Genomic DNA, 23,585 nt, shown 5'->3' on the forward strand with positions numbered 1-23,585 from the left:
GATTTTATGTCTTTTTTCAATAAGAATAAGGAAAGAATGATGGTGACAGTAGTTGCTATCATTCTAATTGTTATGATAGGTATTACTAGTACCGAAAGAATGGCTTTGAATAAGTTCGAAAAATTAGTTGGTAATATTCTTACACCTATTGGAAAAATATCTAATTCTATAGGTAAGAACATATCCGACTTTTTTGGCAATCTTAAAAATATTGCTAAATTAAAGGAAGAAAACGAAAGCTTAAAAAAACAAATAGCACAATTGGAAGAAGAAAATAGAAATTATTTAGAGATAATAGGTAGAACAGATTATTTAAAAAATGAAGCTAAACTTTTAGATAAGACAAGCTTTAATTTGATTTCTGCACAAATTGCAGGAAAAGAACCAGGTAATTGGTTCGATAGATTTACAATTGATAAGGGATTAAAAGATGGGATAAAAAAGGGAAGTACTGTTGTTCAAGGAATTGAGATTGAACAAAATACTGTAATAGAAGGAATCGTAGGACGTGTTGTAGATGTAGGACCTAATTGGTCAAAGGTAGTTACCGTTGTAGATGAAATTAGTAGTATTTCTTTTAAAGTTTTAAGGACACAAGATGGTGGAATAATGTCAGGTAGTATAGATGGAGAAATATCAGGTTATCTTTTTGATAATAAAGCAGATATAATCAAGGGAGATAAGCTATTTACCTCAGGTCTTGGTGGTGCTTTTGTTAAAGATATATATATTGGAGAAGTAGATGAAGTAGTTAGTGATGATGAGGATTTAATGAAAAAAATACAGGTTAAGCCTGCAATAAATTTTAAAAAAATATACAACGTTTTTGTAATATCTGATTGAGATTGAGGGATGAATATGATTGTGCTTATACTGACAATAGTGGTTTTGTTGAATTTCTTTCTACAAAGTTCTATATTACCATATATTAACATACTTGGAGTTGTACCAAATACAGCTCTTCTTATAGTAATTTCCATTGCACTGTATAAAGGAAGATTCTATGGAGGATTTGTAGGTCTTGTGATAGGAATAGTCCAAGATATAGTTTTTAGTCCCGTAATAGGAGTAAATGCATTTATTTATTTCTTTGCAGGATACTTAGTAGGGCTAGTTGAAAATAAATTGACAAAAGAAAATATTTTTATACCTATATTATTTTCTATTTTAGGAACTATATATTATAATTTCTCTTATTATGTATTTATGTTTTTCCTTTCTAGAAACATTCCATTTTTATCATTTGCAAAGGATATATTAGTAATTGAAACAATATATAATTGTGTATTATCTATTCCAATATACAAGATTTTTTCAAAAATTTTTGTTGTGCCAACAATAAGGTTTGGCAATAGATAGAGGTGAAACAATTGAAATGGTTAGAAAAAATTTTCAATAGGTATAACATTCTTACATACGTTGTTATCTTGCTAATGTTTATATTATCCTTTAGATTGGCAACATTAACTATTGTTGAAGGCGACACATATAGGGATATATCTGATAATAAAAGACTAAAAGAGATATATACTACTGCACCAAGAGGTGAGATACGGGATAGGTATGGAAGACTTTTAGCGGGAAATAAACCTAGCTTTACTGTACAAATCTTAAAGGATGAATTAAATATAAAAGATATAGAGAAAAAAAACAACGCATTACTATCTTTAATTAGGTTGCTAGAAGAAGATGGTGTTACTTATGTGGACGAGTTTCCAATTAATTTAAACGTGTTTAAGTATAAAAATGAAAGAGATTATTTTAATGAAGAACAAACGCCAAACGATAAAGTTATTGACATTATAATTAATCAAAATCTTTTACCAGAGCTATTAACTACTTCTCATATCCATTCAGGATATAAGGAACATTATAAATTTGTAACAGCAGAGAGAGCTATCAATGCTTTAATAGATAAAGGAAAGGAAGTATCTGAGGGAAATGTTGATGTTGAGCAATTAGTTAAATTAATCAATAATGATAAGAATATTATAAGAAGGATAGTAGATCATCCAATTTCAAGAAAACTGTTATATGATATAATGGTGCAGAAAAATTTAACAGGTAACATTATTATGGAAGAATATTCACTGTCATATGATGAAGAATATAAAGAACAAAAAAGGATTTTGATGAATTCTTATGATGGAGTAACGGAAAAGACAACAGCTAGAGATGATTTTATCACAATCGTGTCTCATTCATCAATTAATAATCTTTTAGACAAAGTAATTATTAAAGAAAATGATAAGGGTAAAAAGGAAATTTTAATACCTGGTAAAATATTGTTAGATATGGTATTACAAAAAGATCCAAATGTGCCCATTAAGGTAGAATTAAGTGAAGATAATACTACTGTAATATATAAATATACAGGAAGCGACAATATAGGGGATAAATCTCCTATAGATATTTTATTGGAATATAGTAAAAATACTAACACGTTGGAAGAATTTATTACAAATGATAATATAAAATCTTTAGCTCAAGAACAACTTTTAAATGATGGGATAAATACCAGAATTTCAATTGCGCAAGATTTTGAATATATATTTATTAACAATAAGAAAAGATGGTATAATGAAAATAAAATAGATGAAGATAGTACTACTGAGGAAGCTTTTAAGAAATTGAAGGAAAGACATAAAATACCTGAGTATTTAAGTAATTATGAATCTAGATCTATTCTATTGCTGTACGAGCTACTTAGTAAACAAGGGCATTTGGCTTATCAGCCAATAAATATTGCCTATGGCATAAAGGATTCTACAGTAGCGAAAATTGAAGAGGGGTTGATGGATTTCCCTGGAATACAAGTATCTATAGAGCCGGTGAGGTATTATCCAGAAGGAACTACTGCCGCTCATATGCTAGGTTATTTAGGTAAGATTAGTCAGCCAAATGAGATTAAGAAATATGTAGATGAGAAAAAGTATTCCCCAAATGATATCATTGGAAAAACGGGAGTTGAAGAAAGTTTTGAAGATATTTTAAAAGGACAAAATGGAATTAAAAGAGTTGAGGTAGATGTACTGGGTAATACAACCAAGATCCTTGATGAAAAGAAACCAATTCCTGGAGATAATATATATTTAACAATGGATTTAAATTTACAAAAATTTTCAGAGCAGGCTTTGAAGCAAACTCTAGAAAAAATCCAAGTTGGCGGCACATATGAAAGTCCATGGGGTAATTATAAATTTGGTATTAACAAGAAAAAGGGTAAACCTTATAATAATGCTACATCTGGTGCAGTGGTGGTTCTAAATGTAAAAACAGGTGAGGTTTTGGCCAGTGTAAGCTATCCTGCCTATGACCCAAATTTATTTGCAACAGGAATATCTAATACTGACTGGATGAGTTTATTTCCAGAAAACGATAAGGACCCATTAGCACCAAGACCATTATATAATATTGCAATACAAACAGCAGTGCAACCTGGTTCAACATTTAAAATGGTAACAGCTTTGGCAGCTTTAGATAAGGGATTAAGTCCTACTAAGAAAATAAGAGATATGGGTTATGTTGAATTAGGAGGGGATTATCGTCCAGCCTGTTGGATTTGGAATCAAAGTAGGGGAACCCATGGATATGAAAATATGTATGAAGCCCTTAGAGATTCTTGTAACTATTATTTCTATTCATTAGCCTTTGGTAGAAATCCAAGAACTGGAGAAAACATAGGAGTTAAGCTTGAAATTGAAGATATAGTAAATTTATCTAAGCAATTGGGATTAAATGATAAAACAGGTATAGAAATAAATATACCAACTGAAACTTCAGGTGGAGTACCTGATCCCCAAAGGAAAATAATAAACACTAAATACCTATTAAAATCAGATCTTCAAAAAAATATACAAAACTACCTAAAAGAAGGTATAGTGTTAGATGATTATGAAATTGCAGATATAATAGAGGATATAGTTAGTTGGACAGAATTAGAAGAACCTTTGACTAGAGGTGAAGTTATTAGGAGATTAAATGCCTTTGGTATAGAACCAGAAAAAAAACTGCCTAATAAAAAAGAAGGTCTAGCTGATAAAATAAAATATAGCTATTTAAACCAAGCAGGTTGGAATATTTCAGATACATTAAATGTCACCATAGGTCAAGGTCAGAACTCCTATACTCCTATGCAGATGGCAAACTATATAGCAACCATATCCAATGGTGGATATAGACATACAGTGACTTTAATTGATAATATCAAAAACTATAATAATTCTAGAACTATACTTGAAAAGAACAATGAATCTGAGAGGATAGAATTAAATGATTATAAGAGTTTGGATCATATAAAGCAGGGTATGTTAGCTGTATCTAATGATAGTTCAATGAGAAAAGTATTTGGTAATTTACCTGTTAAAGTGGGATCTAAAACAGGTACTGCACAAAAATCTGGTATTAACCCTTCTACTGGAGAAACTTTTGATGATTTTACATGGTTTGTTGCATTTGCACCTTATGATGACCCTGAAATTGCAGTAGCTTCTGTAATTTTCCAAGGAGGTAGTGGAGGTTATGCAGGACCTATGACAAGGGATATTATAGCAGAATATTTAGGTTTAAATGCAGTTGGGACTAAAGAATCATTACCTTTTAAAAGTAGTTTGGTAGAATAATAATAGAGTATAAATACAGATTATTGTGGAGGTAGTTTTAAAGGTGAAAGAAGATTTACTAAGTTTTAAGGGTGTGAAGGAAGGCATTTTTTTAAATATAAATGGCGATAACTTTCTATCAGTTAAAGAAGAATTAGATACAAAGATGAAAAATGCTTCCAATTTTTATCATGGAACAAAACTTTTAGGAATTAAATCAGAGAAATTATCTATTGAGGATTTAATAGAATTAAAGTTAATTTTAAAATATAAATATGATTTGGTAGTTGCTGAGGAGGAATTACCAAAGCATATTTTACATCCTTCTTTAACTAATAATATGGAAAATAATTTAAAGAATGACTCTGGAGATAATACTGTGTTTGAAGGTATCCATTGTGGTATGACAAAGTTTGTAAATGGGACATTAAGGTCAGGACAGATTGTTAAGTATGATGGTAATATAGTTATAATAGGAGATGTAAATCCTGGAGCGCTCATACAGGCTAAGGGTAATATAATAGTCCTAGGTACTCTTAGAGGAGTTGCTCATGCTGGGGTTGATGGCAATCTTGAGGCTATAGTTGCCTCTTATAATTTACAACCCATGCAGTTAAGAATAGGAGATAAGATTGCTAGACCACCAGATGAATATATAGAAACATGTGGATTGCCAGAGATTGCTAAAGTAAAAGATGGAGAAGTAATAATAGAACCTTATCTGCCAAATAAATAATTAAAGGGAGGGTAATAAATGGATAAAGAAAAACTAGGAACTGCTATAGTTATCACTTCAGGAAAGGGTGGAGTTGGTAAAACAACTACATCAGCCAATATTGGGACAGGCTTAGCTATTTTAGGAAAATCTGTAGTTGTTGTTGATGCAGATATTGGATTAAGAAACTTGGATGTAGTTATGGGACTAGAAAATAGAATAGTTTATGATATAGTAGATGTTGTAGAGAAAAATTGTAGGCTAAAGCAGGCTTTAATAAGAGATAAAAGATATGAAAAACTATATCTTTTACCGGCGGCTCAAACTAAGGACAAGTCGGCTGTTAGTCCAGAACAAATGCTAGATTTAGTTAATGATTTAAAGAAAGATTTTGATTATATTATAATAGATTCGCCTGCAGGGATAGAGCAAGGTTTTCAGAATTCTATAGCTGGAGCAGATATAGCATTAATAGTAACAACTCCAGAGATATCTGCTGTCAGAGATGCTGATAGAGTTATCGGATTACTTGAATCAAAGGGATTACATAATCCTAAATTGATAATTAATAGAATTAGGCAGGAAATGGTTAAGAGAGGAGATATGATGAATATGGATGATATCATAGATATCCTAGCTATTGATCTTTTAGGAATCGTACCAGATGATGAAGCCATAGTTATATCTACAAACAAGGGGGAGCCAGTAGTAATTGATGAAAAGGCATTATCAGGAAAGGCCTATAGAAATATAACCAGAAGAATAATAGGGGATGAAGTAGAATTATTAGACTTAGATATAAATGAAGAAGGAAAGTTAAGCAAAATCCTGAAATTATTATTTGGTAAATAGGAGGGGAGATTCTTGGATCTATTTAAATTGTTTGGTAAAAAAGAGGAGAAGAGCAAAAACGTAGCTAAGGAAAGACTAAAATTAGTATTAGTTCACGATAGAGCAGATCTCTCACCTAAATTTTTAGATATGATTAAAGGTGATATTATTAGGGTAATATCTGAATATGCTGATATAGATGAAGAGGGATTAGATATCAAATTAACAAGAATGAAAAGGGACATGGACAGTTCTACAATTTCTGCTCTAGTAGCAAATATTCCTATATTAAAGGTAAAAGACAACCAATAAATGATAAATTAAATTAAGTATTGATAAATTTTATACTATACAGTATAATAAGTAAGTGTAAAATACAAAAGAAAAAATTTTTAATTTACAGGAGGAAGAAAATGAAAAAAAGAATTTTAGCTTTAATGTTAGCATTAGCATTAATGACAGTTGTATTCACTGGATGCGCTAAAAAGGAAGCTACACCACCGGTTGATGAAAGTAAACCAGTTGATAGTACTACACCAGAAAATGAAGCAAAAGGCGATTTAGTAGATGGTACTTACTTAGTTAAAATGCCAGTTAGTGATCATGGAAATTATCCTATGGCAAAATTAGAAGTAAAAGATGGACAAGTAGCATCTTTAGACTATAATGAATATTTAGCAGCTTCAGGAGAAGCTAAAAATGAATCTAACTATCCTTACGCTGAAGGTCTTGCTGTAATCAAAGATTTAAACACTCAATTCAATGAGAAGAAAGACCTTAATGCAGTAGATTTTGATGCAGTTACTGGAGCAACTCATACTAAGGGTAGCTTTAAAGAAGTTGCTCAAATGTTATTAGATAAGGCTGCTAAAGGCGAAACATATGAAGCAGTTTACAAAGATGGAGTTTATGAAGCTAAAGCTGCAGAAGCTAGTCATGGTTGGTTAGCAGAAGTTAAAGTAAGAGTTCAAGATGGCCAAATCGTAGGAGTTGACTATGTTGAAGTAGCTGTGGAAGATGCAGAGGGAGTTAAAAAAGGAGATTTAAAATCAGCTGATAATTACTCATATGCAACTCCATTTGAAGTAATCCCAGCAGTTCAAAAATTAATAATTGATAACAATGGAACAGAAAATCTTAACGTAGATGGTATTACAGGAGCAACAAATACAAGAGATGGTATGATAGAACTAGTAAATCAAGCATTAAGTTCAGCAAAATAAGAAGAGTTTCTATCTAAGATTAGGTAACTTTTCTTGGAACTCATATACGGAAAGTTGAATATATAAAGCTTTAAGGTATAACTTTCCTATTTGTTATAAGAATAAATAAAACCCTAACTTTTAGTTAGGGTTTTTTCAAATGATATGGAGTGATTAAATGAGAAGGAAAAGGCATATTGGATTAATTATCTTTCTAGTTTTAATGTTGGCCACCACGGGATGCATAAAGAAACAGGATTCGAAGGGTGCTAAACTCCCACAGGGATCAGAGCCCATATCTAGAACAGAATTTTTAATGGATACTGTAATGACTATTAAGTTATATGATAAAGCTGATGAGAAAATTCTAGATAAGGCGTTTTCTAGATTGGAAGAGATAGAAAGCAGAATGAGTGCTACACTAAAAGATAGTGATGTAAGTAAAATAAATGATAATGCAGGAATAAAACCTGTTACAGTTAGTGAAGACACGTATTTTGTAATAAAGGAAGCAAAGTACTATGCAGAGATTTCAAATGGTGCTTATGATTCTACAATTGGCCCTCTAGTAGATTTATGGAATATAGTGTCTGGTGAAAAGGAGAGGGAATTCATTCCATCAGATAAAGAAATAGAAGAAAAAAAAGCACTTGTTAACTATAAAAATTTAGAATTACTAGATAATAACCAAATATTTCTTAAAGAGAAGAACATGAAAATAAATCTAGGAGGTATAGTAAAAGGTTATGCCGCTGATGAAGTTAAGAGAATATTAACGGAAAATGGAGTGAATACCGCTATCATTGATTTAGGTGGTAATGTTTTTGCACATGGGGAAAAACTAGATGGTTCCTCCTGGAATATTGGAATACAAAATCCATTTGAGCTTACTGGGAATTATTTAGGGATAATTCAAGTAAAAGATAAATCAATAGTTACTTCTGGCGATTATGAAAGATTCTTTGAATATAAAGAAAAAAGATATCATCATATTTTAGATGCTAAGACAGGATATCCTTCAGAAAATGAAATAACAGGAGTAAGTATTATTTCCAGCAAATCAATAGATGGAGATGCTTTATCTACAACATTATTTGTACTTGGACTTGATCGTGGAATGGAGTTAGTAAATTCACTAGAGAGCATAGAAGCTATCTTCGTTACAAAGGATAAGTCCGTTTATCTAACTGAAAATTTAAAGGATAAATTTACTTTAAAGGATGGTAATACATCTTTTACTATAAAGGAATATTAAATTTGGTATAAAATCCACTTCAGATAAATAAAATATTATTAATTGAGGTGGGTGATAATATGGATAAAAGAAATTATAAGTTGAATAAAAATTTATTTAAATATAGTAATGGTTACTATAATAAATTGATAAGTAGAATGATTTTTGTTTTAGTTACTTTGTTAATTATTTTAGCGATAAAAATGATGAATACTAAAACAACAAATAATATTATTAAAATTATTGAAAAAAATATATATTATGATTTTAGTTTAAAAGAAGATGGAAAAAAGGTAAAAGATTATTTAGTAAAAGTAGTAGTTGATTCTAAAGACACAATAGAAGAATTTACAGATCAATTTAATAAGAATAATAAGCCAGATTAATACCTCGGGAAATTTCCCGAGGTATTAATCTGATAAGAAAATTCCCCTACTAATATCAATCAAAAAGTGATAAGATAATACTTATAGTATTAATGAAAGGTGGAAACAAATGATAGACAAAAAAGTTCTAGATAGGATTCTAAATAAAGTTGAGAAACCAGCTAGATATATAGGAATGGAACAAAACTCTGTGATAAAAGATTTAAATAAAGTGAAGGTGAAATTTGCATTTTCTTTTCCAGATGTATACGATGTAGGAATGTCTCATTTAGGACTTCATATATTATATAATTTAATAAATGAAGAAGAAGATTTTGTATGTGAAAGGGTATTTGCACCTTGGATAGATATGGAGAATGAGATGAGAAAAGAGAATCTTCCTCTTTTTACTTTAGAGAATAAAGAAGAAGTAAGAAATTTTGATTTTTTAGGATTTACATTGCAATATGAGATGAGCTATACAAATATATTAAATATTTTAGACTTATCTAATATTCCTTTATTATCAAAGGATAGAAGTGATGAAGATCCCTTTGTTATAGCAGGAGGACCCTGTGCTTATAATCCAGAGCCTATAGCAGAATTTATAGATTTCTTTGTAATTGGTGAAGGGGAAGAAGTTACATTGGAAATCCTTAAATTATATAGAGAACACAAGGAAAAAGAATGGAGCAGAGAACAGTTTTTAAAAGAAGTAGCTAAATTAGATGGAATATACGTACCAAAATTCTATGACATAATATATAATGACGACGGAACAATTAAAGAGAGAGTAGTCTTAGATGAAGTAGCCCCAAGTATAATAAATAAAAGAATGATAAAAGACCTTGACTCCATGTTTGTACCAGAGAAAATGATAGTACCATTCATTGAAACAGTTCATGATAGAGTTGTTATGGAAATATTTAGAGGCTGTACTCGTGGATGTAGATTTTGTCAAGCAGGAATGATCTATAGACCTATAAGAGAAAAGTCGGTAGATAAGATAGTAGAGCTGGCAGAGAAACTGGTTGAGAGTACAGGATATGAAAATGTTTCACTATCATCCCTTAGCTCTTGTGATTATTCTGAATTATATTTACTAATCTCAAAATTAATGGATAGGTTTGAGGAGAAAAAAGTAGGAGTTTCTTTACCATCATTAAGGCTAGATTCATTTAGTATAGATATATTAAAAGAAATCGAGAAAGTTAGAAAATCAGGATTGACTTTTGCACCTGAAGCTGGTAGCCAAAGACTAAGAGACGTAATCAATAAAGGAATTACTGAGGAAGATTTAATCAATACAGTTTCTTATGTGTTTAAGGAAGGATGGTCTACTATTAAATTATATTTTATGATTGGATTGCCTACTGAAACTGATGAAGATGTAATGGGTATAAAGGAATTAGCTTATAAGGTTAAAGATATATTTTTTGATTTGCCAAAGGAAGAGAGAAAAGGTAATTTAAAGGTAACAGCCAGTGCATCTTGTTTTGTACCTAAACCTTTCACACCTTTTCAATGGATGGGGCAGGATTCAATGGATGAATTCTATAGAAAAATTTATTTGGTGAAAAATAGCATAAAAGACAGCAAGGTAGTATTTAACTACCATGATCCTAAATTAAGTTTCTTAGAGGCGATAATTGCTCGTGGAGATAGAAAAATATCAAAATTAATATTAAAAGCATGGGAAAAAGGATGTAAATTTGATGGTTGGTCAGAGCATTTTAAATATGATACTTGGATTGAGGCTATGAGTGAAGAAGATATAGATAGTGATTTCTATGCTTTGAGAAATAGAAGCCTTGAAGAAATTTTGCCTTGGGATTTCATAAACCCAGGAGTATCTAAAGATTATCTAATAAGAGAATACAATAAATCCCTTGAGGAACAGATTACAGGGGATTGTAGATTACAATGCAGAGGTTGTGGAATAAAGGGATGTACGATGACTGGTGGTGGAAATAATTGATTTTAAGAGTTGCATTTAATAAGAAAAATTATCTAAAATATATTGGACATTTAGATTTAATGAGATTATTCCATAGATCATTTAATAGGGCAGGTGTTCCCATAAAATATTCTGAAGGATTTAATCCTCATCCAAAGTTTTCAATAGGAAATCCCCTATCCCTTGGTATCGAATCTGAAGAGGAGTATATGGATATAGATATTGATTACATCCCAGTAGATGAGTTTATAAAAAAGGTGAATGCTGTATTACCTAATGATATTCAAATAATAAGGGGCAAATATCTTGAAAAAGAAGAAGCCATAGCATCTTTAATAGCTTGGGCTTTTTACGAAATAAACTTCAATATAGATCAGAAGAAAGAAAAAGAAATCTTAGAAGACATATTTACAAAATGGTTGTCTCAAGAAGAAATAATTATTACTAGATTGAGAAAAAAAGGAAAGAAGAAAATTGAAAAAGAAGAGAATATTAAAAGCTTTATAGGAAATCTTGTTATTAAAGAAATTAGGGATACAAGTATAACAATAGATAGTTTATTAAGGTCTGGAGGTAATGGGAATTTAAAACCCCTAGACTTTATAGAAGCCCTAGATAGAGATACTTGCCTTAATATAGATATGGATTCTGTAACTACAAAAAGATTGGCTCTGTATGCAGAAAAGGATAATAATATATATAAGCCGTTATAAGATGGGAGAATTGTGATGAGGTATATTTTTATTGATTCTCTAGATGGAGTTAATAGAGTAGGTATTGTGGAAAACAATAGACTTGTAGAATTTCATTTAGAAGAACAAGATAGTAAAATAGTTGGAAATATTTATAGAGGAAGAGTAACTAATGTGTTACAAGGTATGGAGGCGGCCTTTGTAGATATTGGTGAGTCTAAAAATGCCTACTTATATGTAAAGGATGCTCTGCCTAGGGAACTTTTATATGATGGAAGGATATATAAGATATCTGAAGTCATTAAATCTGGTCAAGAAGCAATAGTACAGGTAATAAAGGAACCATCGGGTAACAAAGGAGCAAAGGTAACAACTCATATTGAAATACCAGGCAGATATTTAGTATTCACACCATTTTCTAATAAAATAAATATATCTAAAAAAATTACATGTTCTAAGGAAGTGGAAAGCCTAAAGGATATAGGAAAAAGAATTATAAAGGATGGAATGGGAGTAATTTTTAGAACAGCTTCAGAGGCAATAGAGGAATCTGTACTAAAGGAAGAATATGATATTCTATATAATATCTATGCCAAGATTCAAAAAGAAAAAAACTTTTTGCCTTGTCCTAAGCTTCTCTATAAAGAACCTAGCTTAGACTATCAGATAATAAGAGATAGCTATGATGATGCTATGGAAAAGATCATTGTAAACAATAAGAAAGTATATGATAATTTAATTTTAATGGAGGAAATTTATCCATTTAAATTTTCTAATAAAATAGAATTAAATACAGATTTTTCAATAGCTTATGATACTGGAATTCAATTAGATTTAAAAATGGCACTACAAAGGATGGTTCCCCTCAAATCGGGAGGGTATATAGTTATAGATGAGACTGAGGCTCTGACTGCAATAGATGTTAATACTGGAAAATTTGTTGGCACCAGCTCTTTAGGAGATACCATATTAAAGACTAATATAGAAGCCGCTGAAGAGATAGCAAGACAAATTAGACTCCGAGATATTGGGGGTATTATAATAGTAGATTTTATAGATATGAAGAATAAAAATGATATTTCAACAGTGCTATCTACTTTTAAGAAGTATTTAAAAAAGGATAAAATAAAGACAAATATTATAGGGATTACAAAACTTGGTCTTGTTGAGCTAACAAGAAAGAAAATAAGAAGATCACTATCTAAAGATTTCTATAAAAAATGTCCGAAATGTGAAGGCAGGGGAAACATTACTAAATAGAATTAGGTATTGACAATCCTAGATATATTTGTTAAAATACTTTGGTGTAGAGCCGCTCAATCTGGGTTTAAGTCCTAACGGCACCCTGTATTGGCGAGACTGGGTTAGAGGAGGTGCAATTTTACATGTATGCTGTAATAGAAACTGGTGGTAAACAATATAGAGTTCAACAAGGCGATGTTGTTTTCGTAGAGAAAATAAATGCAGAAGAAGGCACAAATGTAAACTTTGATAAAGTTCTTTTAGTGTCTAAAGAAGGCGAGATAGTTGCTGGTAAGCCTTATGTTGATGGTGCTAAAGTTGAAGCTGTTGTTTTAGAACAAGGAAAGGCTAAAAAAATCGTTGTTTTCAAATATAAGCCTAAGAAAAACATTAGAAAGAAACAAGGACATCGTCAACCATTTACTAAAGTAAGAATCGAAAATATTGTTGGCTAATCTCATGATAATAGCCAAAATATATAGGGATAAAAATAATTACATTAAAAAATATACCATAGAAGGACATGCAGATTATGACTTATATGGTAAAGATATAGTATGTGCTGCTATATCAGTGCTCTCTCAAACGACACTATTATCTTTAGTGGAGGTTTGTGAAATAGAGGAAAATACTATTAAGTATTCCATAGATGAAAAAACAGGGTTTCTTGACGTAGAATTACCTAAGAATATAGAAAAACTTAAATTAGATAAAGCACAGGTCCTATTAGAATCGTTAGTAGTAGGGATTAATTCAGTAATAGAAAGTTACCCAGAGTATGTAGCACTCAAGAATGGGGAGGTGTAATTGATGATTAAATTGAATTTGCAATTATTTGCTTCTAAAAAAGGAGTAGGTAGTTCCAGAAATGGTAGAGATAGTGAAGCTAAAAGATTAGGTGTTAAAAGAGGCGATGGACAATTCGTTTTAGCTGGAAATATCCTAGTTAGACAAAGAGGTACTAAAATACACCCTGGAAATAATGTAGGTAAAGGTGGAGACGATACTTTATTTGCAACCGTTGATGGTGTAGTTAGATTTGAAAGAAAAGGTAGAGATAAAAAACAAGTTAGTGTTTATCCAGCAGAGGAATTAGCGTAAATTTTAAGCTTACCATCATGGTAAGCTTATATTTTTTATCGTAGGAGAGTTCTATTTCATTGTTTTAGTATAAAAACCTTATATTAGAATAAAATAATCAGGACGATTTAGAATTGAAATAATTAAAATTAGTTTAAATCCAATATAATAATTGACAGACTTAGTAAAATTGGTATAATAAATTTATCGATTTGTAAAAATAAAAAATACAGAGAAAAGTAACTAATAAGGATGATGAGATTATGTTTATAGACGTGGCCAAAATACATGTCAAAGCTGGCAAAGGTGGAGATGGTATTGTAGCCTGGAGACGAGAAAAATATGAACCGGCTGGAGGACCTTATGGAGGAGACGGCGGTAATGGAGGCAGTATAATCCTAAAAGCTGATGAGGGGATTAGAACACTGATGGACTTCAGATATAAGCGTTCTTATACTGGACAGAATGGTGAAGACGGAAGAACCAAGAAACAATTTGGAAAAGCTGGAGAAGACATTATACTGAAGGTACCTGTTGGAACCTTAGTGAAAGATGCAAATACTGAAGGTGTGATAGTAGATCTTAAAGAAAAGGATCAGATATTTGTCATAGCAAGAGGAGGTAGAGGAGGTAGAGGAAACGCTAAGTTCGCTACTGCCACACGGCAAGCACCTGGGTTTGCGGAACCAGGTACTAAAGGGCAAGAAAGAGATATAACATTAGAATTAAAACTTCTTGCAGATGTAGGACTTATAGGATTTCCTAATGTGGGAAAATCAACTATACTTTCAATTGTTTCAGCAGCAAAACCTAAAATAGCAAATTATCACTTTACAACTCTAAAACCAAATCTTGGGGTTGTTAGAGTGGGTGAAGAAAAATCCTTTGTTATAGCAGATATTCCTGGATTAATTGAGGGGGCTCATCAAGGGGCTGGTCTAGGTCATGATTTCTTAAGGCATATTGAAAGGACTAGGGTCCTTGTACATGTCTTAGACACATCTGGTAGCGAAGGTAGAGATCCTGTGGAGGATTTTTATAAGATAAATGAGGAGTTAGGTCAATATAATATTAAATTAATAGATAAGCCACAAATCATAGTGGCAAATAAGATGGATATACTAGGGGCAGAGGAAGGTTTAGCGAAGATTAAGAAAGAATTTGAACCTAAGGGTTATAAAATATATCCTGTTTCTGCTGCAACATCAGGAGGAATAGATGAACTTAAATATGCTATATGGGACTTGCTTTCTAATACTGAAATTATCTATGAAACTTTTGATGAACAATTTATGCACGAAGAAGATATTGATACTTCAATAATTGTGAAAAAAGAAGATGGTAATTATATTGTAGAAGGAGCATTTATTGAAAGACTTTTAGGTTCAACTTATTTTGATGATGTAGATTCTTTAAGATATTTCCAAGACATGTTGAGGAAAAAAGGAGTAATAGATGAGCTTAAAGAATTAGGAATACAGGAGTATGAATCTGTATTTATCTGTGGATATGAATTTGAATTCTTTGATTAAATGGAGGGTAAGTTATCAAAATGGACTGCTTAAGCTGTGGAAACTGTAAAGAAAATCAACCAACATATTATTGCTTAATGAAGAATGAAGTAGTAGTAAATGAGAATTATAAACCAGGAGAAAAGTCAAGAACAGGTTGGAAGAAAGGTAATACAGACTACGAAAAGCATAGAAGACAAAGAAAAGAAATAGAAGTTTAGATTAGAGGAGTGGATCAGTTGTTAACAGGAAAACAAAGATCTTATTTGAAAAGTATTGCAAATACTATGGATCCAATATTTCAAGTGGGAAAAAATGGAGTAACAGAGAATTTTATTAAACAAGTTGAAGATGCTTTAGAGGCAAGAGAATTAGTAAAGATAAAGGTACTAAATAATAGTTTATTAGATGCAACTGAAGTTGCAAGTCAAATTGCTGAGGAAATAGATGCAGAGTTTGTACAAAGTATCGGAAATAAATTTGTTTTGTATAAAGAATCTAGAGAAAATAAAAAAATCGAATTACCAAATTAAAGGAAATTATAAACTTCAGAATCTTACATATTTCTGAAGTTTAATTATTACTTGAGGAGGAAATCAATGAAAATTGGAGTAATGGGAGGCACTTTTGATCCTATTCATAATGGACATTTAATAGGGGCAGAATATATTAGAACTTCCTTAAACCTAGATAAGCTAATTTTTGTGCCATCAGGTGTACATCCTTTTAAAGATAATAAAGACATTAGCGAATCAAGGAAAAGAACAGATATGATTTCATTAGCTATAGATTCAAATGAATATTTTGAAATATCATTTATAGAAATTAATAGAGTTGGTATTACCTATACTATTGATACTATAATGAAAATAAAAGAAGAATATAGAGATGATGAAATATATTTTATAATTGGTTCCGATATTCTTTTCGAAATAAATAAATGGAAAAACTTTGAAGAGCTCATATGTTTATGTAAATTTATCTTACTCTATAGACCGGGAAAAGAAGAGGAAAGTATAGATAATAAAATTAAGGAATTAAATTTACTTTATGGAGTTAAATTTGAAAAAGTTAACTCGCCACTTATTGAAATTTCTTCTACTGAAATTAGAAATAGAGTTAGAAATAGATTAAGTATAAAATATCTTGTACCTGAATTAGTTGAAGATTATATTTTAGAACACAATCTATATAATAGGGAGAATATAGATGGATAAATCTTTGGAAAATAAATTAATAAAAAGCATAGGAGAAAAAAGATATAACCATTCAATAAGAGTTATGGAGACTGCTATAGAACTTGCCCATACTTATAATATTGATATAGAAAAAATTAAAACAGCTGCAGTCTTACACGATTGTGCTAAGATAATTGATGAAACATATTTATTGAAAAGGGCATCTGACTTTGATATAATTTTAGATGCTTGTATGGAATATAATCATGAACTTATCCATGGACCTCTTGGAGCTAAAATAGCAAAAGAAGAATATGGAATAAAAGATAGTGAAATATTAGATGCAATTTATTATCATACTACTGGTAGAGAAAAAATGAGTATATTAGATAAGATAATTTATATGGCTGACTATATAGAACCATATAGAAATTTTCCAGGTGTTGAGGAAGTGCGGAGATTAGCCTTCGATAATTTAGATAAAGCTCTTTTATTAGCTATGGAAAAAACAATAATCTTTTTAATTGAAAGAAATAAAGTGATTCATCCTGATACTATAAGAGCAAGAAACTATTTAATAATAGAATCTAGATTCGATAAATAAAAGATATATTCTATTAATATAAGATGGTTAAAAGGACTAAGACTTTGAGTGATTGCGTAAAGATAAGATTAAGGTAAGAAAAATTGATTTGAGGGGGTAAATTATGCTGGATTTAGAAAACAAATTATCCATTATTACTAAAGCATGTGAAGATAAGAAAGCACTTGATATTAAGGTGCTAAATATATCAAAATTAACACCTATTGCAGATTATTTTATAATTGCAAGTGGAAATTCATCTACTCAAGTAATGGCAATAGCTGATGAGGTGGAGGATAAGATGATTGAGGCAGGGGCTGGTGAAGTTGTAAAAGAAGGATATCAAAGTGGAAGATGGATATTATTGGATTTTAATGATATAATAGTCCATATATTCCATAAAGAAGAAAGAGAATTTTATAATCTAGAAAGATTATGGTCTGATGAAAAAGAAAGAAATAATCTAAACTAAAGGAGGACAAATAATGACTTTAAGATTTTTATCAACAGAAAAGGCACCATCAGCAGTTGGTCCATACTCACAAGGAGTAAAATCTGAGAATATAATTTATTCATCTGGACAACTACCAATAGACCCTGAGACTGGAGAGTTATCTAAGGGTGATATACAAAAGGAAACTAGATTATGCTTGGAGAATGTAAAAGCTGTTTTAGAAGCTGGTCATGCAAATATCGAAAACATAGTTAAGGTAACAGTATTTGTTACTGATATGAATGATTTTTCTGAAATAAATGAAGTTTATGCAGAATTTTTTGGAGATCATAAGCCGGCAAGATCTTTAGTACAAGTAGCAGCTTTACCTAAGGGTGCAGATATCGAAATTGAAGCTATAGCAATAATATAAATAAAAACTTTGCTTAGTTGAGTTCAAATGTTCTTATTAAGTAGACAGATAAGGAATAAAAATCTGTTTATGAGGTAGGAACATTTTTTATTATAAAATTTTGTAATTCTAATAACTTCTATTAAAAGATTTTACTAGATATTATTCATATTATTTTTAGAAAGTATATTACCAAATGATATAAAAAACATACTATATACTATGAATTCAAATTTTATCTTATTAGAAGCATGGATTATTACTTCAATAAGTAAAAAATATTATAAGAAATTGGATTCAATTAAACAAAGAACTTAAGCCATTAGGCATAATAAGACGTATTTTAATATATATTAGAAAAGTATAATAAGGATGTAAAGCAAAGTTAAATTTATGATATTTTACAATAACATAATAGGTCTAAATGAAATAGTATGTAAATATATAAAAAAACATCTTGATTTTTTATATATAAAGTATTATTATATATAAAACATAGTAATTTAATAGGAATTAAACATAGCGATTAGGGAAAGTAAATTATGTAGACCAGACAGAGAGGAGCTTCTAGGCTGAGAAAGCTCCATGCATAAACTTAATTGAAGTGCCCCTATGAATGTTAGGTCGAATGATAGTAGACTGTTACGGAATCTCCCGTTATCGAGATACAGCATGTTAGTGCTGGAAATGAGATAGACATTATTACTATTATTTTGTCTAAACAGAGTGGGATCGCGGAGTTAAACTTCTGCCTCTGAGTTATCAGGGGCAGGAGTTTTTTTATTTCTAAAAGTAGAAATTTAGAGGAGGTGATATTGGATATAAAATTAGAAGATTAGGGATGTTTAAAGTTAATTTAAGTTTACAAAATATTAATAAATAAAGGAGTGTAGTTATGAATACGAATTTCGTAGTAATAATAAATATTATAGTTATGTTAATCATTATTTACAGTTTAGCATTTTTGAAGAAAAAAAGATTTTCTTTTACGTTTAGGGTTCTCTTGGCAATGGGATTAGGGATTATCTTTGGTGCAGTGCTTCAGCTAATTTTTGGAGCGTCATCTGAGGTAGTAAATCAGTCTAATACTTGGTTTTCTATTATAGGAACAGGTTATGTAAGACTTCTTAGAATGATTGTTATTCCGCTAATTTTTGTTTCAATAACATCTGCTATAATAAATCAGGATTCTAAGAACTTAGGTAAAATGGCAACTCAAATAATTGTTATTTTGCTAATAACCACAGCTATATCGGCCCTTGTTGGTGCAAGTACGGCTAATATATTTAAGCTTTCTGCTGAAGGCCTTCAATCTGGGGAAAATGAGCAAAAGGCAGTTGTAAATCTAGAGACTCGTTTAGAAGATTTTAAAGCAAAATCAATTCAAGAGCAGATAGTTGAGATAATACCAACTAATCCATTTTATTCAATGACAGGTCAAGGTAGTTCTTCGACTTTATCTGTTGTAGTATTTGCAACATTCATAGGCCTAGCTACTATAGGTATAAGAAAAAATAAACCGGATTCAGCTGAAAATTTTACTAAACTTATAAGGTCTCTTCATGATGTAGTAATGCGTATGGTTACTATGATTCTTAGATTGACACCTTATGGAGTACTGGCACTTATGGCAAAAATAGTTTCTACAAGTAATTTTACTGAAATACTGAGACTTCTTAACTTCGTAATGGCCTCGTATGTAGCTTTATTGATAGTTTTCATTATACATTTAGTGATTTTAGCAGTATTTAGGATAAATCCAATCATTTATTTAAAGAAAGCTGCAGCACCTTTAATGTTTGCTTTTACCTCTAGATCATCTGCTGGCTCTCTACCAATAAATATAGAAACTCAAGTAGAAAAAATGGGGGTATCTCAAGGTCATGCCAATCTGTCTGCTTCATTAGGTACTAGTATTGGGCAAAATGGATGTGCAGGTGTTTATCCTGCAATGCTTGCGGTAATGATAGCACCTACAGTTGGTATAAATCCACTAGCACCTGTTTTTCTAATTAAATTAGTTATAATTACAACATTGTCTTCCTTTGGTATAGCTGGCGTAGGAGGGGGAGCAACATTTGCTGCTTTAACAGTCCTATCAGCTATGGGTTTACCAGTAGGATTAGTAGGATTATTAATAGCTATAGAGCCATTAATCGATATGGGTAGAACTATGGTTAATGTAAGTGATTCAATTGTAGCAGGGCTTATTTCAAGCAAGCTCATGGGAGAATTAAATACTGAGGTATATAATGGTGAAATAAGCATAGAAGGGTAATAGGAAAGTAGATATAGGAAGTAGGATAATTATGCTATAACTATGACTTTTAGTTAAATATCAGTATTGTTGAATGATTTAAGATTGAAGAGGTTTAAATTTGATTATAAATAATGGAGTTAATGATGATAATAAAATAAAGAAACCTAGTTAAATTTAACTAGGTTTCTTTATATCTTATACTCTGTATAAACTTGTCCTTCTTCTTCTCTGCCTTTTTCTTTTTTTATTTAAAGCCACTATTCTTCCGAATACTAAAACTATTAAAACTAATATATACCATTTACTTAAAATATTTTTAAATATACTAGGAGTCGGTATCTTTTCTACATCCATGGTAGAGACAATATCTGTTTCGGCTACAACTTTGCCATTTAAAAGATATTCTAGCTTGCCAATTACTTGCCCTTTTGATATTGGAGCTTCTAAGGTTTCATCCACTATAATTTTTTCTTCTACCTTATCTTTTTGATCTTTTCTAACTATAAAATGAGAATCGGATTTACTAACTCCAGCTACAAAAGGAATGACACCATTATTCACATTAAAATTATTAATGAATTTATTAGCAAAACCAATTTTTACTTTCTCAAAATTTTCAATTCCATAATTTAATAATTTATGAATGTCGGAGTAAATATTTTTACCATTAGATTTTAATACTACAGCTATGAGTCTATGTCCATCTTTTTCTAGAGATGTAACAAGACATTGCTGAGCTGCAACTGTATAGCCCGATTTCACACCATTTACCCCATCATATTTAATAGGTGTTAATTTACCATCTACATCAATCTTTTCTGTGCTATATAGAAGCCTATTAGCTGATTTCAGAGGTCTTGGTTCAGTTTTTTTATTTGTTATAGGTATAGTATAAGTGTATTTTTTAACTATAGACCTAAACTTTTCATTTTCCATTGCATACCTACCAATCAATGCTAAATCATATGCTGTTGTCATATGTTCCTCATTAGGTAGTCCATTAGGATTAACAAAATTGGTATTTAAAGCACCTATTGATTTTGCCTTTTCGTTCATTAATTTACTAAAATTTTCTACACTACCAGAAATATGTTTTGCTATGGCAACAGCCGCATCATTGGCAGATTCTATAAGTAAAGCATTTAACAAATGCTCTAATGACAATTGTTCACCAGGTTCTAAGGCTATATGAGATCCATCAGTTAAATCCACAACTTCTTGATCTATGGTAACTATATCATCCATATTACCATGTTCAATTGCTAATATAGCAGTCATAATCTTAGTAGTACTAGCAGGATAAAATTGAGAGTGTGAATTTTTTTCATATAAAATTTCCGATGTATCCATATCAATTAAAATAGCTCCTTCTCCAGATAGGGTTAAATCATCAGCATATGAAAAGGAATATGTACTAAATAGAAATACAAAAATAAATAAAACTAAAATTTTTTTCAAATTATCCACCACCTCATCTTGATATTAAGATTATATCAGAAAAGTCATAAATAATTAAGTATAAATATTTTTAAAAAAAGAAGGGAAAACAAAAAATAGGTCGAATATTAACAAATAAGAACATATTTAGGGGGGGATGTATATGGTTTCCTTTACAAAGAGAGAGCAAATAGTTATACTATTAATAGTTTTTACAATTATTCTTGCTTTAGGTTTTAAATTTTTCATAAGGGATATAATTGAATCAAGAAGTAATACTATAGAAATAACTAATTCTGAAGATGAAAAGGATACAGAAGAAATAGAAGATAATAGTATAATAAATAATGAAGACAAGATTATCATAGTGCATATAAGTGGACAAGTTTATAATCCTGGTATAGTGGAGTTAGAATTAGGCAATAGACTAATTGATGCAGTAAAATTAGCTGGGGGATTGAAAAAAGATGCAGATATAGATAGAATAAATTTAGCAAAGAAATTAGTAGATGAAGAAAAAATATATATACCTAAAATAGGAGAAGATACTTCAGAAGAAATAGAGATATTAGCTGCAACAGGTTCTAGTGAAAAAGAATCTGGTAAAATAAACATAAATACCTGTAGTAAAGAGGATTTAATATCATTACCTGGTATAGGAGAAACAATTGCAGGAAGAATAATTGAATATAGGTCTACTAATCCATTTAAAAGCATTGAAGATATTAAGAATGTATCAGGTATAGGAGATAAAAAATTTGAAGGGATAAAGGAATTAATTATAGTAAATTAAAGAGGTGTACTCATGGAAAAGAAATTAACTCAATTAACAAAAAGCTCTGGCTGAGCGGCTAAAATCGGTCCCGATATATTGGCACAAGTTTTGTGCCATTTACCAAAAACTTATGATAAAAACTTATTAGTCGGATTAGAAACATCTGATGATGCAGCTGTATACAAAATAAATGATGATTTAGCAATGATTCAAACATTAGATTTTTTTACTCCAGTAGTAGATGATCCATATACATTTGGACAAATTGCAGCGACAAATTCATTATCGGATGTTTATGCCATGGGTGGCGAACCAAAGCTAGCCATGAATATTGTATGTTTTCCAAACTGTTTAAGTCCAAATATATTAGCTGAAATATTAAAGGGAGGATATGATAAAGTAAAAGAAGCTGGAGCTATTACAGTAGGTGGGCATACTGTAGAAGATGATGAACCAAAGTATGGCTTATCAGTTGCAGGATTTGTACATCCAGATAAAGTTCTTACAAATAGTAACGCTAAACCAGGAGATATACTTATATTGACTAAGCCTTTAGGGTTAGGTATTATAAATACTGCTATAAAAGGTGAGATAGCAGATAAAGATACCTATGATGAAGCAGTTATGGTAATGTCCACTCTAAATAAGTATGCTAAGGAGGCTATAGATCGTGTAGGAGGCGTTAATAGTCTTACAGATATAACAGGGTTTGGATTACTCGGTCATGCCCTAGAAATGGCTATGGGAAGTTCTGTGACCATAAAGATAAATCACAAGAGTATTCCTATAGTTTCTAATGCATTAGAATATGCTCGCATGGGATTAGTTCCTGCAGGTGCATATGCAAATAGAACTCATACAGGAGAGAATGTCTATATTAATGAATATGTACCAAAGGATATAGAAGATATTTTATTTGATCCTCAGACGTCTGGTGGACTTCTAATATCTATTCCCAAGGAAAGACAAGGCAAGCTTTTAGAAGAATTAAAATCAACACCTACTAAATATGCAGTGGTAGGAGAGGTATGTGAGAGGCAGGAGTATTATGTAATAGTAGAATAGAAATAAGGAAGG

General features: G+C 30.7%; 26 protein-coding genes. 25 read left to right on the top strand and 1 reads right to left on the bottom strand.

Going from position 1 to position 23,585, the window contains the following annotated elements:
* Positions 1 to 6: 6 nt before the first annotated feature.
* From mreC to KQI38_RS04260, 23 genes are all read left to right on the top strand, one after another.
* Positions 7 to 843, top strand: a complete 837-nt coding sequence (gene mreC / locus KQI38_RS04150; protein WP_216556204.1) for a rod shape-determining protein MreC — start codon at positions 7 to 9, stop codon at positions 841 to 843.
* A 15-nt stretch (positions 844 to 858) separates the two neighbouring features.
* Positions 859 to 1,359 (top strand): rod shape-determining protein MreD, encoded by a 501-nt coding sequence (gene mreD / locus KQI38_RS04155; protein WP_216556207.1) that lies wholly within the window; start codon positions 859 to 861, stop codon positions 1,357 to 1,359.
* Positions 1,360 to 1,370: 11 nt separating this feature from the next.
* The gene (locus tag KQI38_RS04160; RefSeq protein ID WP_216556210.1) at positions 1,371 to 4,622 is read left to right on the top strand and encodes a penicillin-binding transpeptidase domain-containing protein; all 3,252 of its coding nucleotides are present in this window, start codon (positions 1,371 to 1,373) and stop codon (positions 4,620 to 4,622) included.
* 43 nt (positions 4,623 to 4,665) lie between these two features.
* On the top strand, positions 4,666 to 5,337 hold the full coding sequence (locus KQI38_RS22570) for a septum site-determining protein MinC (RefSeq protein WP_256311616.1): 672 nt from the start codon (positions 4,666 to 4,668) through the stop codon (positions 5,335 to 5,337).
* 18 nt (positions 5,338 to 5,355) lie between these two features.
* Positions 5,356 to 6,168: a septum site-determining protein MinD gene (minD, locus tag KQI38_RS04170; RefSeq protein WP_094899386.1), complete on the top strand. Its 813-nt coding sequence runs from the start codon at positions 5,356 to 5,358 to the stop codon at positions 6,166 to 6,168.
* A gap of 12 nt (positions 6,169 to 6,180) precedes the next feature.
* Entirely contained in the window at positions 6,181 to 6,459 is a 279-nt protein-coding gene (gene minE / locus KQI38_RS04175) for a cell division topological specificity factor MinE (protein WP_216556213.1), read from the top strand.
* Positions 6,460 to 6,560: 101 nt separating this feature from the next.
* Entirely contained in the window at positions 6,561 to 7,370 is an 810-nt protein-coding gene (locus KQI38_RS04180; protein WP_216556216.1) for an FMN-binding protein, read from the top strand.
* A 157-nt stretch (positions 7,371 to 7,527) separates the two neighbouring features.
* On the top strand, positions 7,528 to 8,604 hold the full coding sequence (locus tag KQI38_RS04185) for an FAD:protein FMN transferase (protein ID WP_216556219.1): 1,077 nt from the start codon (positions 7,528 to 7,530) through the stop codon (positions 8,602 to 8,604).
* A gap of 59 nt (positions 8,605 to 8,663) precedes the next feature.
* The gene (locus tag KQI38_RS04190) at positions 8,664 to 8,969 is read left to right on the top strand and encodes a hypothetical protein (protein WP_216556222.1); all 306 of its coding nucleotides are present in this window, start codon (positions 8,664 to 8,666) and stop codon (positions 8,967 to 8,969) included.
* Positions 8,970 to 9,078: 109 nt separating this feature from the next.
* Positions 9,079 to 10,926 (top strand): TIGR03960 family B12-binding radical SAM protein, encoded by a 1,848-nt coding sequence (locus KQI38_RS04195; protein ID WP_216556225.1) that lies wholly within the window; start codon positions 9,079 to 9,081, stop codon positions 10,924 to 10,926.
* Positions 10,923 to 11,618 carry a TIGR03936 family radical SAM-associated protein gene (locus KQI38_RS04200; protein WP_216556227.1) on the top strand — a complete coding sequence of 232 codons (696 nt, stop codon included), beginning with the start codon at positions 10,923 to 10,925 and terminating at the stop codon, positions 11,616 to 11,618. The genes KQI38_RS04195 and KQI38_RS04200 overlap by 4 nt, the downstream gene beginning before the upstream one ends.
* 15 nt (positions 11,619 to 11,633) lie before the next feature.
* Positions 11,634 to 12,857 (top strand): Rne/Rng family ribonuclease, encoded by a 1,224-nt coding sequence (locus KQI38_RS04205; RefSeq protein WP_216556230.1) that lies wholly within the window; start codon positions 11,634 to 11,636, stop codon positions 12,855 to 12,857.
* A 125-nt stretch (positions 12,858 to 12,982) separates the two neighbouring features.
* Positions 12,983 to 13,294 (top strand): 50S ribosomal protein L21, encoded by a 312-nt coding sequence (gene rplU, locus KQI38_RS04210; RefSeq protein WP_094899400.1) that lies wholly within the window; start codon positions 12,983 to 12,985, stop codon positions 13,292 to 13,294.
* Positions 13,295 to 13,298: 4 nt separating this feature from the next.
* Entirely contained in the window at positions 13,299 to 13,646 is a 348-nt protein-coding gene (locus tag KQI38_RS04215; protein ID WP_216556233.1) for a ribosomal-processing cysteine protease Prp, read from the top strand.
* Between the two features lie 3 nt (positions 13,647 to 13,649).
* Positions 13,650 to 13,940, top strand: coding sequence for a 50S ribosomal protein L27 (gene rpmA, locus KQI38_RS04220; RefSeq protein WP_094899405.1), 291 nt, complete (start codon positions 13,650 to 13,652; stop codon positions 13,938 to 13,940).
* Between the two features lie 242 nt (positions 13,941 to 14,182).
* Positions 14,183 to 15,451, top strand: coding sequence for a GTPase ObgE (obgE, locus tag KQI38_RS04225; RefSeq protein WP_216556236.1), 1,269 nt, complete (start codon positions 14,183 to 14,185; stop codon positions 15,449 to 15,451).
* A 20-nt stretch (positions 15,452 to 15,471) separates the two neighbouring features.
* Positions 15,472 to 15,651, top strand: coding sequence for a hypothetical protein (locus tag KQI38_RS04230; RefSeq protein ID WP_216556239.1), 180 nt, complete (start codon positions 15,472 to 15,474; stop codon positions 15,649 to 15,651).
* A gap of 18 nt (positions 15,652 to 15,669) precedes the next feature.
* Complete coding sequence (gene yhbY / locus KQI38_RS04235) at positions 15,670 to 15,963, top strand: ribosome assembly RNA-binding protein YhbY (RefSeq protein ID WP_216556242.1); 294 nt, start codon at positions 15,670 to 15,672, stop codon at positions 15,961 to 15,963.
* 66 nt (positions 15,964 to 16,029) lie between these two features.
* Positions 16,030 to 16,647 (top strand): nicotinate-nucleotide adenylyltransferase, encoded by a 618-nt coding sequence (gene nadD / locus KQI38_RS04240; RefSeq protein WP_216556244.1) that lies wholly within the window; start codon positions 16,030 to 16,032, stop codon positions 16,645 to 16,647.
* Positions 16,640 to 17,212 carry a bis(5'-nucleosyl)-tetraphosphatase (symmetrical) YqeK gene (gene yqeK / locus KQI38_RS04245; RefSeq protein WP_216556247.1) on the top strand — a complete coding sequence of 191 codons (573 nt, stop codon included), beginning with the start codon at positions 16,640 to 16,642 and terminating at the stop codon, positions 17,210 to 17,212. The genes nadD and yqeK overlap by 8 nt, the downstream gene beginning before the upstream one ends.
* Positions 17,213 to 17,315: 103 nt before the next feature.
* Positions 17,316 to 17,663 carry a ribosome silencing factor gene (gene rsfS / locus KQI38_RS04250; protein ID WP_216556249.1) on the top strand — a complete coding sequence of 116 codons (348 nt, stop codon included), beginning with the start codon at positions 17,316 to 17,318 and terminating at the stop codon, positions 17,661 to 17,663.
* Positions 17,664 to 17,676: 13 nt separating this feature from the next.
* A complete protein-coding gene (locus KQI38_RS04255) occupies positions 17,677 to 18,057 on the top strand; it encodes a RidA family protein (RefSeq protein WP_216556252.1) in 381 nt (126 codons plus the stop codon).
* A gap of 874 nt (positions 18,058 to 18,931) precedes the next feature.
* Positions 18,932 to 20,314: an L-cystine transporter gene (locus KQI38_RS04260; RefSeq protein ID WP_216556254.1), complete on the top strand. Its 1,383-nt coding sequence runs from the start codon at positions 18,932 to 18,934 to the stop codon at positions 20,312 to 20,314.
* Positions 20,315 to 20,491: 177 nt separating this feature from the next.
* Here KQI38_RS04260 and KQI38_RS04265 read toward each other — a convergent pair whose 3' ends face one another.
* Positions 20,492 to 21,763 carry a D-alanyl-D-alanine carboxypeptidase family protein gene (locus KQI38_RS04265; protein ID WP_338114440.1) on the bottom strand — a complete coding sequence of 424 codons (1,272 nt, stop codon included), beginning with the start codon at positions 21,761 to 21,763 and terminating at the stop codon, positions 20,492 to 20,494.
* Positions 21,764 to 21,896: 133 nt separating this feature from the next.
* On the opposite strand from KQI38_RS04265, the gene KQI38_RS04270 reads away from it, so the two are divergent.
* Together KQI38_RS04270 and selD are read left to right on the top strand one after the other, a co-directional pair.
* Positions 21,897 to 22,526, top strand: coding sequence for a helix-hairpin-helix domain-containing protein (locus KQI38_RS04270; protein ID WP_216556260.1), 630 nt, complete (start codon positions 21,897 to 21,899; stop codon positions 22,524 to 22,526).
* A gap of 12 nt (positions 22,527 to 22,538) precedes the next feature.
* Positions 22,539 to 23,573, top strand: coding sequence for a selenide, water dikinase SelD (gene selD / locus KQI38_RS04275; RefSeq protein WP_216556263.1), 1,035 nt, complete (start codon positions 22,539 to 22,541; stop codon positions 23,571 to 23,573).
* Positions 23,574 to 23,585 lie beyond the last annotated feature (12 nt).

This window comes from Tissierella carlieri, from assembly GCF_018917285.1.
GTDB classification, from domain to species: Bacteria; Bacillota; Clostridia; order Tissierellales; family Tissierellaceae; genus Tissierella; species Tissierella carlieri.

What these genes read in the sequence shown, in the direction of transcription:
- mreC (WP_216556204.1), top strand. Translation starts at nt 7, where the DNA reads ATGTCTTTTTTCAATAAGAATAAGGAAAGAATGATGGTGACAGTAGTT.
- mreD (WP_216556207.1), top strand. Translation starts at nt 859, where the DNA reads ATGATTGTGCTTATACTGACAATAGTGGTTTTGTTGAATTTCTTTCTA.
- minD (WP_094899386.1), top strand. Translation starts at nt 5,356, where the DNA reads ATGGATAAAGAAAAACTAGGAACTGCTATAGTTATCACTTCAGGAAAG.
- KQI38_RS04180 (WP_216556216.1), top strand. Translation starts at nt 6,561, where the DNA reads ATGAAAAAAAGAATTTTAGCTTTAATGTTAGCATTAGCATTAATGACA.
- KQI38_RS04185 (WP_216556219.1), top strand. Translation starts at nt 7,528, where the DNA reads ATGAGAAGGAAAAGGCATATTGGATTAATTATCTTTCTAGTTTTAATG.
- KQI38_RS04190 (WP_216556222.1), top strand. Translation starts at nt 8,664, where the DNA reads ATGGATAAAAGAAATTATAAGTTGAATAAAAATTTATTTAAATATAGT.
- KQI38_RS04195 (WP_216556225.1), top strand. Translation starts at nt 9,079, where the DNA reads ATGATAGACAAAAAAGTTCTAGATAGGATTCTAAATAAAGTTGAGAAA.
- KQI38_RS04205 (WP_216556230.1), top strand. Translation starts at nt 11,634, where the DNA reads ATGAGGTATATTTTTATTGATTCTCTAGATGGAGTTAATAGAGTAGGT.
- rplU (WP_094899400.1), top strand. Translation starts at nt 12,983, where the DNA reads ATGTATGCTGTAATAGAAACTGGTGGTAAACAATATAGAGTTCAACAA.
- KQI38_RS04215 (WP_216556233.1), top strand. Translation starts at nt 13,299, where the DNA reads ATGATAATAGCCAAAATATATAGGGATAAAAATAATTACATTAAAAAA.
- rpmA (WP_094899405.1), top strand. Translation starts at nt 13,650, where the DNA reads ATGATTAAATTGAATTTGCAATTATTTGCTTCTAAAAAAGGAGTAGGT.
- obgE (WP_216556236.1), top strand. Translation starts at nt 14,183, where the DNA reads ATGTTTATAGACGTGGCCAAAATACATGTCAAAGCTGGCAAAGGTGGA.
- KQI38_RS04230 (WP_216556239.1), top strand. Translation starts at nt 15,472, where the DNA reads ATGGACTGCTTAAGCTGTGGAAACTGTAAAGAAAATCAACCAACATAT.
- nadD (WP_216556244.1), top strand. Translation starts at nt 16,030, where the DNA reads ATGAAAATTGGAGTAATGGGAGGCACTTTTGATCCTATTCATAATGGA.
- yqeK (WP_216556247.1), top strand. Translation starts at nt 16,640, where the DNA reads ATGGATAAATCTTTGGAAAATAAATTAATAAAAAGCATAGGAGAAAAA.
- rsfS (WP_216556249.1), top strand. Translation starts at nt 17,316, where the DNA reads ATGCTGGATTTAGAAAACAAATTATCCATTATTACTAAAGCATGTGAA.
- KQI38_RS04255 (WP_216556252.1), top strand. Translation starts at nt 17,677, where the DNA reads ATGACTTTAAGATTTTTATCAACAGAAAAGGCACCATCAGCAGTTGGT.
- KQI38_RS04260 (WP_216556254.1), top strand. Translation starts at nt 18,932, where the DNA reads ATGAATACGAATTTCGTAGTAATAATAAATATTATAGTTATGTTAATC.
- KQI38_RS04270 (WP_216556260.1), top strand. Translation starts at nt 21,897, where the DNA reads ATGGTTTCCTTTACAAAGAGAGAGCAAATAGTTATACTATTAATAGTT.